We start from the raw sequence: 14,161 nt of genomic DNA, 5'->3' as shown, positions 1-14,161 counted from the left end.
GGCCGAACACCTCGCGTGGAGTTCCTGCGGATGCGAGCATGGTCGATACCGGGGAAGGGAGCGCAGGATGCGTGCCATCTGGAAGGGAGCCGTGTCGTTCGGGCTCGTCTCGATCGGGGTGAAGCTCTACTCCGCGACCGAGGAGAAGGACATCCGGTTCCACCAGGTGCACCGCGAGGACGGCGGCCGCATCCGCTACAAGCGCACCTGCTCGGTCTGTGGCGAGGAGGTCACCTACGACGACATCGCCAAGGGCTACGACATCGGCGGCGGCGAGATGGTGATCCTCACCGACGAGGACTTCGCCGACCTGCCGCTGACCAGTTCCCGGGCGATCGACGTGCTGGAGTTCGTCCCCGCCGAGCAGGTCGACCCGATCCTCTACAACAAGGCCTACTACCTGGAGCCGGAGGGCACCGCCACCAAGCCGTACGTGCTGCTGCGGGACGCGCTGCTCGACTCGGAGCGGGTGGCCATCGTCAAGGTCGCGCTGCGCCAGCGGGAGCAGTTGGCGACCCTGCGGGTCCGCGAGGGTGTGCTGCTGCTCAACACCATGCTCTGGCCGGACGAGATCCGTACCCCCGACTTCGGCTTCCTCGACGAGGACCTGAAGGTGCGGCCGCCGGAGCTGGCGATGGCCAGCTCCCTCATCGACTCGATGACCGGCGAGTTCGAGCCGGACGTCTTCACGGACGACTACCGGGCCGCGTTGCAGGAGGTCATCGACGCCAAGGTGGAGGGTCGGGAGGTCGTCCAGCCGGAGGAGGTCGAGGAGGCGCCGGCCGCGGCGGTGGACCTGATGGCCGCGCTGAAGGCGTCGGTGGACCGGGCTCGGGCCGCGCGCGGCGAACAGCCGTCCCGAGGTGGTGGCGGCGAGCCGACGCCCATCTCGTCGGCCCGCTCGGCGCAGAAGGCGGCGGAGAAGAAGGCCGCCAAGGCGCCCGCGAAGAAGACCGCGACGAAGAAGACCGCCGAGAAGAAGGCGGCCGAGCCGGCGAAGAAGACCGCCGCCAAGAAGACCGCCGCGAAGAAGGCCGAGCCGGCCAAGAAGACCGCCGCGCGCAAGACCGCACCCCGCAAGAGCGCCTGAGGTACGCGGCACCGACGGTGTCCGCCAGAGCGGGTACGCTCCGCCGGCCGTCGGCCACCGGAGGAGCCCTCATGTCGTACACCCCTGACCTGGACCGGTTGTTGACGCCCGGGGCGCGTTTCACCGACGAACACGGCGCGTACGTCGTCGAGGCCCACCCGCTGGGCGACGTCGTACTGCCGACCGGCCGGGTCGTCGGGTGCGATCCGCTGGTCGTGTCGGAGGCCGAGCCGTACACGGTGACCGTCGCGCCGGGGCGGTACCCCGCCCGCGCCTGGGTGGCCGTGGTGCTGCGGGAGGACGCCGAGGTGGACCGGCGGGTGGCCGCGCTGGAGCTGGTGATCAGCGCCGAGCCGACCACCCGGTGGGAGCCGGCCGTGGTGGGCGACCAGGACGTCGCCGACCTCGGCGACGACGACTACTTCGGGTACGGCGTGGATGCCGGCGCCGGCACGCTCGCCGACCCGACCGCGCTCGCCGCCCTGGAGAGCTGGGACGAGGAGCGGATCGAGGACGTCTTCATCCCCGCCGAGCTGCCCTCGTCGCCGGTTCCGGGGCTGATCACGGCCGTCTTGGACGAGGTCACCGGCGCGAACATCGTCACGGTCGCCACCGGCTGGGGGGACGGCTGCTACGGCACCTGGATCGGGCGGACCGCCGACGGGCAGGTCACCTCGTTCGTGACCGACTTCATGGTGGTCCCGGAGTAACGTCCTGCGGACGGCGTTTCTGGACGATTCGAGGCGTCCGGGGCGGGCACAGCGGGCCGCTGGGCGGGTACCGTGTGCGTCGGCTTTCCCCCCGGCACCGGGTGCCGGCCACACCTTCGCAGCAGGGAGTCGACGACGTGAGCGAGCGCACGCAGGAGAACCGGTCGGAGGGCCAGAGCCCGGCGACGAAGGCGGGGCGGCGGCTGGCCGCCCAGTTGGCGGCGCAGAAGGCGGCCGAGGCGAAGCGCCGCCGCCAGGCCTGGGCCGGCGGACTCGCCGGTGTCGCCGTGATGGCGCTGCTGATCGGCGGTTTCGTCTGGATCGACAGCAACCGGGACGACAAGCCCAGCAACGCCTCCGGCGCCAACCCGTCCGCGTCCGCCCCGGCGGACGCCCCGGCTCAGGACGCCCCCACCGCGCCGCCCGCGCCGCAGCTTCCCGAGGGCGCCGACCCGGCGTTGGGCAGCAAGCCGACGGTGAAGGCCGGCACGGGCGAGCTGAAGAAGCTCACGGTCACCCCGATGATCAAGGGCACCGGCCCGGCGGTCAAGAAGGGGCAGAACATCACCACCAACTACGTGGGCGTCTTCTACAAGGACGGCAAGGAGTTCGACTCGTCCTGGAACGCCGGCCAGCCGGCCACCTTCCCGATCGGCGTGGGTCAGGTCATCCCGGGGTGGGACCAGGGCCTGATCGGTGTGACCGTGGGCAGCCGGGTGCAGCTCGACATCCCGGGCGAGCTGGCGTACGGCAACGACGAGGCCAAGGCCGGCGGCCGTCCGACCGGTCCGCTGCGCTTCGTGGTGGACGTGCTCGCCGCCCAGTGATCCGCCCGGATCGCCCCGGTTGTCACCCCGGCGCGATGGACTTGTTCACATGGGGCTTCCTGACCGTCACCCTCCGGCAGTAGGTTCGGCGTCACCCCGGGCGGCCACAGCCCGGGGTGACGACGCGGACGCGGGACGGTGGAGGTACGTGTGACGGCGCTGGAGGACCTCGGGCGTACCACCCGGGTGATGTGGACGTACTTCGAGCCGGTGCACGCGGTCACCTACTTCCACCCTCGGGCCCGTGCCGCGTACGAGGCGGTCGGACTGCGCGGCTACTGGCGGGGCTACTTCGCCGGTCGGGCCGCGCCGCTGGGCGCCGCCGAGGCCCCGCCGGTGGTCGCCGCCTTCTTCAGCTTCGCACCGCCGATGGTGAGCCGGGCCCTGCCCGCGGTGTGGCGGCTGGCCACCCCGTCGGAGGCGTTGCGCGCCCGGCTGACCGGCGCGGTGCAGGCCCTCGCGGAGCTGACCTACGAGCTGCCCGAGGGGCACCTGGCCGAGGCCGCCGACCTGCTGGAGCGGGCCGCCTCGGCGGCGCAGACCGCCGGTCGGGTGCTCGGGGCGGCCAACGCGGCGCTGCCGGTCGGGGAGTACCCGCTCGCTCGACTCTGGCAGGCCGCCACCACGCTGCGGGAGTTGCGCGGCGACGGACACATCGCCGCCCTGGTGTCCGCCGGCCTGGACCCGGTGGAGGTGCTGGCCTGGCGCGTCGCGGTGGACATGTCGGCCCAGAACCTGCTCGGTCGGGGCTGGTCCGAGGAGCAGTGGCAGGCCGCCCGCGAGCGGCTGACGCAGCGCGGCTGGCTGGCCGGGGACGGCAGCCCCACCGACGCCGGCCACGCCGAATTCCAGGCGATCGAGGACGCCACCGACCGCGCCGCCGGGCATCCGTGGCAGGCGCTCGGCCCGGGCGACACCGATCGCCTTCGTGAACTGCTGGAACCCCTGGCCCGGTCCTGCCACACGGTGATCCCGCCCGACAGCCCGATCGGGCTGCCCGCGCTGGCCGGCTGACCGCAGGTCCCACCGTCGGGCAGGATGGGCCCGTGGCGAATGCGGTGGTCTTCGACCTGGACGGCGTGATCGTGGATTCCGAACCGGTGTGGGAGGAGGTCCGGCGGGCGTACGTGGCGGCACACGGTGGCACGTGGCAGCCCGACACCCAGCGCCGGCTGATGGGCATGAGCACCGGCGAGTGGGCCCACTACCTCAGCGGCGAGCTGGGGGTGCGGCGCACCGCCGCGCAGGTGGCCGACGAGGTGGTGCGGGAGATGGCGCAGCGCTACCGGGAGCACGTTCCGTTGATCGACGGCGCGGACGACGTGGTACGCCGGTTGGCCGGTCGGTGGCCGCTCGGGTTGGCCAGTTCCTCGCCGACCCGGCTGATCGCGGCGGCACTGGAGGCCACCGGCCTGACCGACGCGTTCGGCGCGACCCTGTCGACCGAGGAGACCGAGCGGGGCAAGCCGGCGCCGGACGTGTACCTGAGCGTCGCGCAGCGCCTGGGCGTCGACCCGGCCCGCTGTGTGGCCGTGGAGGACTCGTCCAACGGCGTACGGTCGGCCGCGGCGGCGGGGATGCGGGTGGTGGCGGTGCCGCACGCGTCGTACCCCCTCGATCCGGACGCCGCCGGGCTCGCGGCCGTAACGCTGAGGTCGATCGGCGAGTTGACCCCGGAGGTGGTCGACGGCTTGGCATGACGGCATCGGCGCGGGGTACCGCAGCAGCCGCGACACGCCGCCCGCGTGCAGCGCCGGCCAGCGAGGAGACCCACGGATGAAGGCCATCGTGTACGAGCGCACCGGCGATCCGTCGGTGCTGAAACTGGTGGACCGACCGGTGCCCGAGCCGGGCCCGGGCGAGGTGCTGGTCCGGATGGCGGTCTCGGGGGTGAACCCGACGGACTGGAAGTCGCGCCGCTCGGCCGCGCCGGACGGGTGGCAGATTCCGGGGCAGGACGGCGCGGGTGTCGTCGAGGCGGTCGGTTCGGGTGTCGACCGCGAGCTGATCGGCGAGCGGGTCTGGATCTGGGAGGCGGCCTGGCAGCGGCCGTGGGGCACCAGCGCGGAGTACACGCTGGTACCGGTGCGGCAGACGGTGCCGCTGGGCGACGCGTCGTTCGAGCTGGGGGCGAGCCTGGGCATTCCGTTCCTCACCGCGCACCGCTGTCTGACGGCCGGCGAGTTCATGCCGGACGCGTTGCGTGCCGGCGCGCTGGCCGACCACACCGTGCTGGTGCAGGGCGGTGCGGGCGCGGTGGGCAACGCGGCGATCCAGCTCGCCCGCTGGGCCGACGCCACGGTGATCGCCACGGTGAGCAGTGCCGAGAAGGCGCAGCTCGCGGCATCAGCCGGCGCTTCGTACGTGATCAACTATCGCGAACAGGACGTGGTCGAGGAGGTCAGGAGGATCGCCCCCGACGGGGTCCACACGATCGTGGAGGTCTCCCCCACCACGAACGCGGCGATGGACGCGCAGCTGATCCGGCAGGGAGGCGCGGTCTGCATGTACGCCAGCGACGGCGGCGGATCCGACCTGACGATCCCGTTCGGCTCGCTCTTCGCGATGAACGCCCGGTGGCAGTTCGTGCTGGTCTACACCGAGCCGAACGGGGCCAAGGCGCAGGGTGTCGTCGACGTGGCGGCGGCCGCCAACCAGGGCGGCATCCGGGTGGGCGCGGACGCCGGTCTGCCGCTGCACCGCTACCCGCTCGCCGACACGGCCGCGGCGCACCAGGCGGTCGAGGACTCGGCGGTCGGCAAGGTGCTGATCAGCACCAGCGACGCCTGAACGGGTCGTCGGGCACCGGATTTCCCCGTCACCAGGACAGAGGCGAACAATTTTCGCAAGAATGACGGTGCGGGATCACCCGCGTGGAGCGGGCGGCCCCGGCGCGGTGCGAACGCCGGGGCCGCCCTCTGGGGAGGAATGTCAGGAGTACTCCTCTGCCCATAGGCGACGGTGCCCGGTCAAACGTTACGGTGCTGTCAGCTCCCGGACAGTCAGCTCGCCTTCGGCGTACCGCGAACGGACGACTTTCTTGTCGAACTTGCCCACGCTGGTCTTCGGCACGGTGTCGATGAACGCCCACCGCTCGGGCAACTGCCAGCGGGCCACCGCGCCGGCCAGGAAGTCCCGCAGCTCCTCGGCGGTCACCGAGGCGCCCTCCCGGACCACCACGGTCGCCAAGGGCCGTTCGTCCCACCGCTCGTCCGGGACACCCACCACGCACGCCTCCAGCACGGCCGGATGGGCCATCAGCGCGTTCTCCAGCTCGACCGACGAGATCCACTCGCCGCCGGACTTGATCACGTCCTTCGCGCGGTCGGTCAGCCTGATGTACCCGTCCGTGGAGAGCGTGCCGACGTCGCCGGTCCGCAGCCAGCCGTCGCGGAACTTCTCCGGATCAGGGGCGTCGTCACCGACGTACCGTGCGGTCACCCACGGCCCACGGACCTCCAGCTCGCCCACGGCCGTGCCGTCGGCGGGCAGCGGCTCGCCGGACGGGCCGACGATCCGGGCCTGCACGCCCGCCGGCACGCGCCCCTGCGTGTAGCGGTAGCGCCACGCCTCGTCCCCGGCCACCCCGGCGGGCGGACGCGAGACCGACCCCAGCGGCGACATCTCGGTCATCCCCCAGGCGTGGATGACGTCGATCCCGTGCCGCTCGTCGAACGCGTGCATCAGCGCCGGCGGGCAGGCCGAACCGCCGACGATCACCTCGGTGAGCGAGGAGCTGTCCACGTCGTGGCTGTCCAGGTAGGCCAGCAGGTCGGTCCAGATGGTCGGCACCGCGCCGGCCAGGGTGGGCCGCTCGGCGGCGATCATCTCGGCGATCGGCGCGGCCTGGAGAAAGCGGTCCGGCATGATCAACGACGCGCCGGAGAGGAACGCCGCGTACGGCAGGCCCCACGACATGGCGTGGAACATCGGCACGATGGCCAACTCCCGGTCGGTCGGCCCGAGACCGAAGCCCTCCGGCATGCAGACCTGCAACGAGTGCAGGTAGATGGACCGGTGCGAGTAGGCGACGCCCTTCGGGTTGCCGGTCGTGCCGGACGTGTAGCAGAGCGCGGCGGCGTCCCGCTCGTCCACCTCCGGCCAGTCGTAGACGTCCGGACGGTCGGCGAGCAGCGCGTCCCAGTGGTGCACCGTGATCCGGTCGCCGGCAGCCGCCACCAGTGGGGCCGGGTCGCCACCGCCGACCACCACCACGTGCCGCACCGTCTTTAACTCGCCGATCACCCGGGCCAGCAGCGGGATGAGCGTGGTGTCGACCAGCACCACGCGGTCCTGCGCGTGGTTGGCGATGTAGACGACCTGGTCGGGAAAGAGCCGGATGTTGAGCGTGTGCAACACCGCGCCCATGCTGGGCACCGCGAAGTAGGCCACCAGATGCTCGTTGTTGTTCCACATGAAGGTGGCGACCCGCTCGTCGCCGGTCACCCCGCACGCGTCGCGCAGCGCGTGGGCCAGCCGGGCTGCCGAGCGACCCACCTCGGCGTACGTCATCCGGCGGGGCTCGGCGCCCGTCCAGGTGACCACCTCGGCGGTGCCGTGCACCCCTGCGCCGTGGTCGAGGATCCGGGAGACCTGCAGGGGAGCGTCCATCATCGTGCTACGCATGGGTAACAAGCTAGTGTCGGCGGTCACACGTTGGGAACCCCCGTAAATTGTCGCAGGTGAGCATCTCCTGGGCCGACTCGTACGTGGGGCAGTTGCGCGCGCTCGCCGGGGACCGGACGCTGATGTTCGTCGGCGCCCGCGCCGTCGTCAGCGACAACGCGGGACGCATCCTGTTGATTCAACGCTCGGACAACGGCCAGTGGGCCATGCCCGCCGGTGCCATGGAGCTGGGCGAGTCCATCGCCGACTGCGCGGTACGCGAGGTGCGCGAGGAGACCGGGCTGCGGGCACTGAGGGTCTGCGCGTTCGCGCTCTACACCGGCCCGGACCGGACCAGCACCAACATGTACGGGCACACCTACCAGGTCTTCACCACCGCGTTCAAGGTGGAGGAGTGGGACGGGGAGCTGACCCGGGTCACCGACGAGACCACCGACGCGGGCTTCTTCGCCCGTGACCGCTTCCCGTCCCCACTCTCCGCGTCGGTCCTGGAGACCCTGGCCGACCTGGACGTCTTCGAGCAGACGAACCGGCTGATCCTCAAGTAGCGCGGTGGCGGGTGCGCTGCGTGCGCGTCCGCCCCGAAGAGGCTGATGCCGGTGAGGCATCAAGATGACTCACCGGCATCACGCTCAGACGGAAGTTGGGGGCCCCCACCTCAGATCATCGTCTGGGACTTGGCCTCCATGTCGGCGGCTGCCTCTTCCTTGGACTCCCGCGTCAGCGGCTTGCCGCCCGGTGCCGGAGCCTCACCGCCGAGCGGGTCGGCCCCGCCCTTAGCGCCCTGCGGGCCGGTGCCTCGCAGCTCCTTGTTGGGCATCGCCAGTGTCACCAGCACCGCCAGGATGGCTACCAGCCCGGCGGTCAGGAAGACCATGTCCAGCGCGTCGACGAAAGCGTTCTGGATCGCCGCCCGCACCGGTCCGGGCAGCGCCATGATGGTCGCCGGGTCGTTGATCGAGATGTTGGTGCCGCCGCTCGCCGCGACCGCCGCCCGCTGCTCCGGCGGGAGCTGGGCGATCGCGGCCGGCAGCCGGTCCGACAGGCCCCCGGCGAGTCGCGTGGAGAGCACCGCGCCGAGGATCGCCACCCCGAAGGAACCGCCCAGTGACCGGAAGAAGGTCGCCGACGAGGTGCCCGCGCCCAGGTCGCGTACGGAGACGGCGTTCTGCACGGCGAGGACCAGCGACTGCATGCACAGGCCCAGGCCGACGCCGATCACGATCATGAAGGCGAACGCGAGCCAGAGCGAGGTGCCCACCCTGAGCTGGGTGAACAGCAACATGCCGACCAGCAGCGTCACCGACCCGGCCACCGGGAACCACTTGTAGCGGCCGATCCGGCTCATCGCGCGTCCGGTGATGATGGAGGTGACGATGATGCCCGTCATCATCGGCAGCATCAGCAGACCGCTGCGGGTCGGCGAGGCGCCCTTGACGATCTGCAGGTACAGCGGGATGAAAATGATCGACCCGAACATCACCAGACCGAGCACGAAGCCGGCCGAGTTGGCCAGCGCGAACGTCGCGCTGCGAAACAGCCGCAGGGGCAGGATCGGCTCGGCGACCCGCGCCTCCTGGAGTACGAACAGTACGGCGAGCACGGCACCGGCGACGAAGAGACCGATGATGACGCCGGAGCCCCACGCGTACTCGTTGCCACCCCAGCTCAGCGCGAGCAGCAGGCAGCTCACCCCGGCGACGAGCAGCCCCGCGCCGAGCCAGTCGATCGCGTGGTCCCGCCGCTCGAACGGGATCAGCCGCATCACGTGGTAGCAGACCACGATGGCCAGGATCGCCAGCGGCACGTTGATGTAGAAGATCCACCGCCAGTCGGTCTCGGCGAAGTACCCACCCACCAGCGGTCCCGCCACCGACGCGATGCCGAACACCGCGCCGAAGAGACCCTGGTAGCGGCCCCTCTCCCGGGGTGACACCACGTCCGAGATGATCGTGAAGGCCAGCGTCAGCAGACCACCCGCGCCCAGTCCCTGGATGCCGCGCGTGACGATCAGCTGGGTCATGTTCTGGGACAGCCCGGCCAGCAGCGACCCGAGCAGGAACGTCCCGATCGAGAAGAGGAAGACCGGGCGACGCCCGTACAGGTCGGCCATCTTGCCGTACAGGGGCGTCGACGCGGTCGAGGCGAGCAGATACGCCGTGACCACCCACGAGTAGTGGTTGATCCCGCCCAGCTCACCGACGATGGTCGGCAGGGCCGTACCGACGATGGTCTGGTCGAGGGCGGCCAGCAGCATGCCGGTCATCAGACCCAGCATGAGAAGCCTGATCTGCTGGCGGTTCAACACCGGAGTAGCGGACGCGTCGGCAGTCATACGCCCTTCTATCCGCCCCACCCCAGAACATGCACCCATCCCCCGCCCATATCGGCGTTGATCATGAAGTTATTGCCCGGACACGCCGAAACCGGTGGCAATAACTTCATGATCAACGGGGCGAGTCGGGCCTGGGGTCAGGAGGCGGCGAAGGATTTGGTGATCTGGGCGCAGAAGGCGGGGAGGTCGTCTGGTTTGCGGCTGCTGACGAGGTTGCCGTCGGTTACGCACTCCTCGTCTACCCAGGTTGCGCCGGCGTTGGTGAGGTCGGTGTGGAGGCTGGGCCAGGAGGTGATCTTGCGGCCGCGCACCACGTCCGCCTCGATCAGCGTCCACGGGCCGTGGCAGATCACCCCGACCGGCTTACCTGCCTCGAAGAACGACTTCACGAACCGGACCGCGTCCGGGTCCGACCGCAGGAAGTCCGGGTTCGCCACCCCGCCTGGCAGCACCAGCGCGTCGTACCCGGCGGCGTCCGCCTTGTCGGCGGTGACGTCCACGTCGTACGTCTTGGACTGGTCCAGGTGGTTGAAGGACTGGATGGAACCGGGCTTGAGCGAGACCAGCTCCGCGGTCGCGCCGGCGTTCTCGACCGCCTCGCGCGGCTGGACGTACTCGACCTCCTCGACACCGTCGGCGGCCAGGAACGCGATCCTCTTACCCTGCAATGTCGCTGCCATCTCGGTACATCTCCTCTCCGGGGTACCTCAGTTCCCTTCCCGCGACCTACCGCCCGAAACACCCCACGAGGGACGTCACATGGGCCCAGGTTTGTCCCCGAGGCCGCTGGGGACCCGGGGAGGCATGGCAGGAGCAGCAGCGGAACAGCGCACGCTCGCCACCGTCGTGGAGAGCTGGCTCGGGCGTCCGGTCCTGATCGTCGGTGACGCCATGCTGGACGAGTGGCGGTTCGCCGAGTCCGACCGGCTCTGCCGGGAGGCGCCCGCCCCGGTCCTGACCCTGCGTCGGCGGATCTCCGCCGCCGGTGGGGCCGCGAACACCGCCGTCAACGTCGCCACCCTCGGCGGTCGGGCCGTGCTGGTGGCGCCGGTCGGCGCGGACGTCGCCGGGGACGAACTGCACGACTGTCTGGACCGGGCCGGCGTCTGGGACCGTACCGTCAACCAACCCGGCCGACCCACCCCCGTGAAGCGGCGGATGCTGGCCGGCAACCAGATCCTGCTCCGGGAGGATTCGGGCGACCCCGACGACGCGCTCGACCCGGACGGCGTGGCCCGGCTGCTCACGGCGCTGGACTGCGCCACCGAGGAGCTGCGCGCCGCCGCCGACGGCGAGGCGCCGACCCTGGTGGTCTGCGACTACGGCCTGGGGGCGCTGCCCGCGCCGGTCCGCGCGTGGCTGGTCGAGCACCGCGAGCGGTACGCCACGGTCGCGCTGGACGCCCACGACCTCGCCGACTGGCGGGGGCTCGCGCCGACCGTGGTCACCCCGAGCTTCGCCGAGGCGACCCGGCTGCTGGCCCGCGCCGGTGGTGCGACCCGTACGACGGCCGGCACCGACCTGCACCTGGAACACCCCGACTTCGACCCGGCCGACGGGCCGTCCGAGCTGAGCGTGGGTGCCGCCCCGGGCGGGGCCCGCGCCGACGACCGTCCCGGCCCGGTCGGCGAACCCACCCCGGGCGAGAGTCGGGTGGCCCTCACCGGCGACGGTCTCAGCGTCACCGGCACGGGCGTCACCGTGAACACCGAGGCCGGGGCGGGCGTGGACCGGGCCGTGCTGGCCGAGTCGCGCCTCGCGGAGCTGCACGCCCACACGGGGGCGGACGTGGTCGCGGTGACCCTGGACACCGACGGCGCGGTGGTCGGTGGCGCGGACGGCGAGCGGCGGCGAAGCCACAGCACCCCGGTCCCGGCGAGCCACGCCGTCGGAGCGGGAGACGCCTACCTGGCGGCGATGACGCTGGCCCTGGCCGCCGCCGCGCCGCTGCCCACCGCCGCGCAACTCGCCCAGCTCGCGGCCACCATCACGGTCTCCGACACCGGCACCTGCGTGTGCCTGCGCGACGACCTGCTCGCCGCGCTCGACATGCCGTCGGAGGCCAGCGGGCACCCGGCGGTGGTCGGCACCGACGAGTTGGACGCGATCGTCGCCGAACACCGCGAGGCGGGACGGTCGGTGGTGTTCACCAACGGCTGCTTCGACGTGCTGCACCCCGGGCACGTGCGCTACCTGGAGCAGGCCCGCGCCCTGGGCGACCTGCTCATCGTGGCGGTCAACTCGGACGGCAGCGTACGCCGGCTCAAGGGTCCGGACCGGCCGGTCAACCCGGTCGAGGACCGCGGCGCCCTGCTGGCCGCGCTATCCTGCGTGGACCATGTGGTGGTCTTCGAGGAGGACTCGCCCGCCGCGCTGATCGAGGCGGTCCGGCCGGACGTCTACGTCAAGGGCGGGGACTACCCGCCCGAGCTGGTGCCGGAAGCGCCGCTGGTGCGGCGGCTCGGCGGTCAGGTGCGCACCCTCGGGTACGTGGCGGACCGGTCCACCTCCGCGATCATCGAACGCATCCGGTCACACGGTCAGGACCCGTCGTCGTACGCCTCCGACCCGTCGTTGAGCACCCGTACCCAGTCGTCGTGAACCGGCCACTCGCCCTCGGCGTCCCGGCGGAGTTCCGCGTCGACCGGCTCGTCGACGTGCTGATCCCGACCCGCAACCGGCCCACCGAGCTGGCCGTCACCCTGGCCGGGCTCGCCGCGCAGGAGGGGGTTCCCGGCTTCGGCGTGGTGGTCAGCGACCAGTCCGACGGTGACCCGGCGTACGCCCACCCGGCTGCGGCCACCATGGTCCGGGCGCTGCGGCACGCCGGCCACCCGGTGCTGCTGACCCGCCGGCTGCCGCGTCGTGGCCTGGCCGAGCACCGCGCGTACCTGCTCGCCGCGTCGGCCGCCCGGTACGTGCTCAACCTCGACGACGATGTCTGGCTGGAGCCGGGGGCGCTGCGCCGGCTGGTCACCGCGATCGAGGAGTTGGGCTGCGGGTTCGTGGGCAACGGCGTGCACGGTCTGTCGTACGTCGACGACGTCCGCCCGGACACGCACGGGCACTACGAGGAGTGGGCGGGACCGCCCGCGCCGGAGCGGATCCGCCCCGGCAGCGTCGAATGGGACCGCGCCCGGATCCACTCGGCGGCCAACCTGCTGCACGTCACCGCCCGGGCAGGGCTGCCATCCGGGGCGTGGCGGGCGTACAAGGTGTCCTGGATCGGCGGCTGCGTGCTCTACGACCGGGCCAAGCTCCTCGACTCGGGCGGGTTCGACTTCTGGCGGCGGGTGCAGGAGCGACATCAGGGCGAGGACGTGGCCGCCCAGCTCGCGGTGCTGGCCCGGCACGGCGGGGCGGGCATCCTGCCCAGCGGCGCCTACCACCTGGAGACCCCCACCACGGTCACCGAACGGGACGTGGAGGCGTGGGAGGTCGTCCTCGCCGACGAGGGCGCCGCTACGGGTTGAGCAGTTCGCGGGCCGCCTCGCGCACCTCGGCCACCGGCACGTCGGTGACGAACGAGTCGCGGTGCGGGCACTCGCCGTCGCCGGGCCGGTGCGGGTAGATGCCGGGCGTGCAGTCCACCCCACAGACCGGGCAGTGCACCATCCAGGAGGTGATCGGCCGGTGCCGGCCGCGCAGCGGCGTCGCCGTGTTGATCAGGTTGCCGACCCAGAAGATGCCCACCGTCGGCGTACCCACCGCGGCGGCCAGGTGCAGCGGGCCGGTGTCGTTCGAGACGACCAGCGCGCAACCGGCGTAGCAGCCGGCCAGCCCGCCGAGGCTGAGCGTGCCGACCTGCGGCCGGACCGGTGCCACGGCCGCCGCGACCACCCGGTCCACGACGTCCCGCTCGGCCGGCGTACCGGTCACCAGCACCTCGTAGCCGTCGTCGTGCAGCGCGTCCGCCACCTCGGCGAACCGCTCGGCCGGCCAGCGCCGTCGGGTGTCGCTGGCACCGGGATGCAACGCCACCCGGGGCCGCTCCGGAGGGCCGAGCACCCGCTCCGCCTCGCTCCGGTCGGCGTCGGTGACCGCCAGCGTCGGCACGATCGTGGTGGCCGGAGCGCCCACCAGGGCCACCGTCTCCAGGTAGCGGATCACCTCGTGCTGGTAGTACACGTAGCGGACCCACCGGTCCAGCGGCGGCGCGTCCTCGGCGCGCAACCCCACGGTCACCCGGGCCCCGAGCCGACTGACGAACGGATTGGAGTTGGCCCCACCACCGTGGACCTGTACCGCCAGGTCGAAGCCCTCGTCCCGGGCCGCCGCCACGAAGTCGTCGATGGTCGAGGTCGACTCGTCGGCCACCGGCTCGCGGATACCGGGCCCCGGCGGCACCACCAGCACCCGGTCCACCGGGCCGGGCCGGTCGCGCCAGAGCGCCGCGTGCCACGGCGCCCCGAGCAACACGATCTCCGCCGAGGGGTACGCGGCACGCAGCGCCTCCAACGCCGGGAGGACGAAGATGAAGTCGCCGAGGGCGTTGGCGCGCAGCACCGCGATCTTCCGCACGTCTTCGACTCGCCCGGCCGTCGGGCCGAGCAGGGACGGGGTGACCACCTGG

General features: G+C 72.1%; 13 protein-coding genes. 9 read left to right on the top strand and 4 right to left on the bottom strand.

The window, feature by feature from the left end; all coding sequences use genetic code 11:
• The first annotated feature begins 67 nt into the window (after window positions 1-67).
• The 6 genes from ACN269_RS22060 to ACN269_RS22035 all read left to right on the top strand — a co-directional run bounded on the left by ACN269_RS22060 (window position 68) and on the right by ACN269_RS22035 (window position 5,417).
• Window positions 68-1,090: a Ku protein gene (locus ACN269_RS22060; protein WP_421474194.1), complete on the top strand. Its 1,023-nt coding sequence runs from the start codon at window positions 68-70 to the stop codon at window positions 1,088-1,090.
• A gap of 71 nt (window positions 1,091-1,161) precedes the next feature.
• Entirely contained in the window at window positions 1,162-1,800 is a 639-nt protein-coding gene (locus ACN269_RS22055; protein ID WP_421474193.1) for a DUF4241 domain-containing protein, read from the top strand.
• 101 nt (window positions 1,801-1,901) lie between these two features.
• Window positions 1,902-2,627: an FKBP-type peptidyl-prolyl cis-trans isomerase gene (locus ACN269_RS22050; protein ID WP_421476489.1), complete on the top strand. Its 726-nt coding sequence runs from the start codon at window positions 1,902-1,904 to the stop codon at window positions 2,625-2,627.
• A gap of 189 nt (window positions 2,628-2,816) precedes the next feature.
• Complete coding sequence (locus ACN269_RS22045; protein ID WP_421476487.1) at window positions 2,817-3,641, top strand: SCO6745 family protein; 825 nt, start codon at window positions 2,817-2,819, stop codon at window positions 3,639-3,641.
• Window positions 3,642-3,673: 32 nt separating this feature from the next.
• A complete protein-coding gene (locus ACN269_RS22040; protein ID WP_421474192.1) occupies window positions 3,674-4,327 on the top strand; it encodes an HAD family hydrolase in 654 nt (217 codons plus the stop codon).
• Window positions 4,328-4,403: 76 nt separating this feature from the next.
• On the top strand, window positions 4,404-5,417 hold the full coding sequence (locus ACN269_RS22035) for an NADPH:quinone reductase (protein WP_421474191.1): 1,014 nt from the start codon (window positions 4,404-4,406) through the stop codon (window positions 5,415-5,417).
• Between the two features lie 186 nt (window positions 5,418-5,603).
• On the opposite strand, the gene ACN269_RS22030 is transcribed toward ACN269_RS22035, so the two are convergent.
• Window positions 5,604-7,238: a long-chain fatty acid--CoA ligase gene (locus ACN269_RS22030; protein WP_421476485.1), complete on the bottom strand. Its 1,635-nt coding sequence runs from the start codon at window positions 7,236-7,238 to the stop codon at window positions 5,604-5,606.
• A gap of 71 nt (window positions 7,239-7,309) precedes the next feature.
• On the opposite strand from ACN269_RS22030, the gene ACN269_RS22025 reads away from it, so the two are divergent.
• Window positions 7,310-7,801 (top strand): NUDIX domain-containing protein, encoded by a 492-nt coding sequence (locus tag ACN269_RS22025; protein WP_421474190.1) that lies wholly within the window; start codon window positions 7,310-7,312, stop codon window positions 7,799-7,801.
• 110 nt (window positions 7,802-7,911) lie between these two features.
• Here ACN269_RS22025 and ACN269_RS22020 read toward each other — a convergent pair whose 3' ends face one another.
• Both ACN269_RS22020 and ACN269_RS22015 read right to left on the bottom strand, forming a co-directional pair.
• Complete coding sequence (locus ACN269_RS22020) at window positions 7,912-9,588, bottom strand: MDR family MFS transporter (RefSeq protein WP_421474189.1); 1,677 nt, start codon at window positions 9,586-9,588, stop codon at window positions 7,912-7,914.
• A gap of 137 nt (window positions 9,589-9,725) precedes the next feature.
• Complete coding sequence (locus tag ACN269_RS22015) at window positions 9,726-10,268, bottom strand: type 1 glutamine amidotransferase domain-containing protein (protein WP_421474188.1); 543 nt, start codon at window positions 10,266-10,268, stop codon at window positions 9,726-9,728.
• Window positions 10,269-10,392: 124 nt separating this feature from the next.
• On the opposite strand from ACN269_RS22015, the gene rfaE2 reads away from it, so the two are divergent.
• Window positions 10,393-12,189, top strand: coding sequence for a D-glycero-beta-D-manno-heptose 1-phosphate adenylyltransferase (gene rfaE2 / locus ACN269_RS22010; RefSeq protein WP_421474187.1), 1,797 nt, complete (start codon window positions 10,393-10,395; stop codon window positions 12,187-12,189).
• The gene (locus ACN269_RS22005) at window positions 12,186-13,061 is read left to right on the top strand and encodes a glycosyltransferase (RefSeq protein ID WP_421474186.1); all 876 of its coding nucleotides are present in this window, start codon (window positions 12,186-12,188) and stop codon (window positions 13,059-13,061) included. The genes rfaE2 and ACN269_RS22005 overlap by 4 nt, the downstream gene beginning before the upstream one ends.
• Here ACN269_RS22005 and ACN269_RS22000 read toward each other — a convergent pair.
• Window positions 13,051-14,157 carry a glycosyltransferase family 9 protein gene (locus ACN269_RS22000; protein ID WP_421474185.1) on the bottom strand — a complete coding sequence of 369 codons (1,107 nt, stop codon included), beginning with the start codon at window positions 14,155-14,157 and terminating at the stop codon, window positions 13,051-13,053. The genes ACN269_RS22005 and ACN269_RS22000 overlap by 11 nt on opposite strands.
• Window positions 14,158-14,161: the final 4 nt, after the last annotated feature.

The organism is Micromonospora sp. WMMD736 (assembly GCF_049179015.1).
Lineage (GTDB): Bacteria > Actinomycetota > Actinomycetes > Mycobacteriales > Micromonosporaceae > Micromonospora.
Note: the sequence above shows the minus strand (reverse complement) of the source record. Positions and strands in the feature narration are given on the sequence as shown.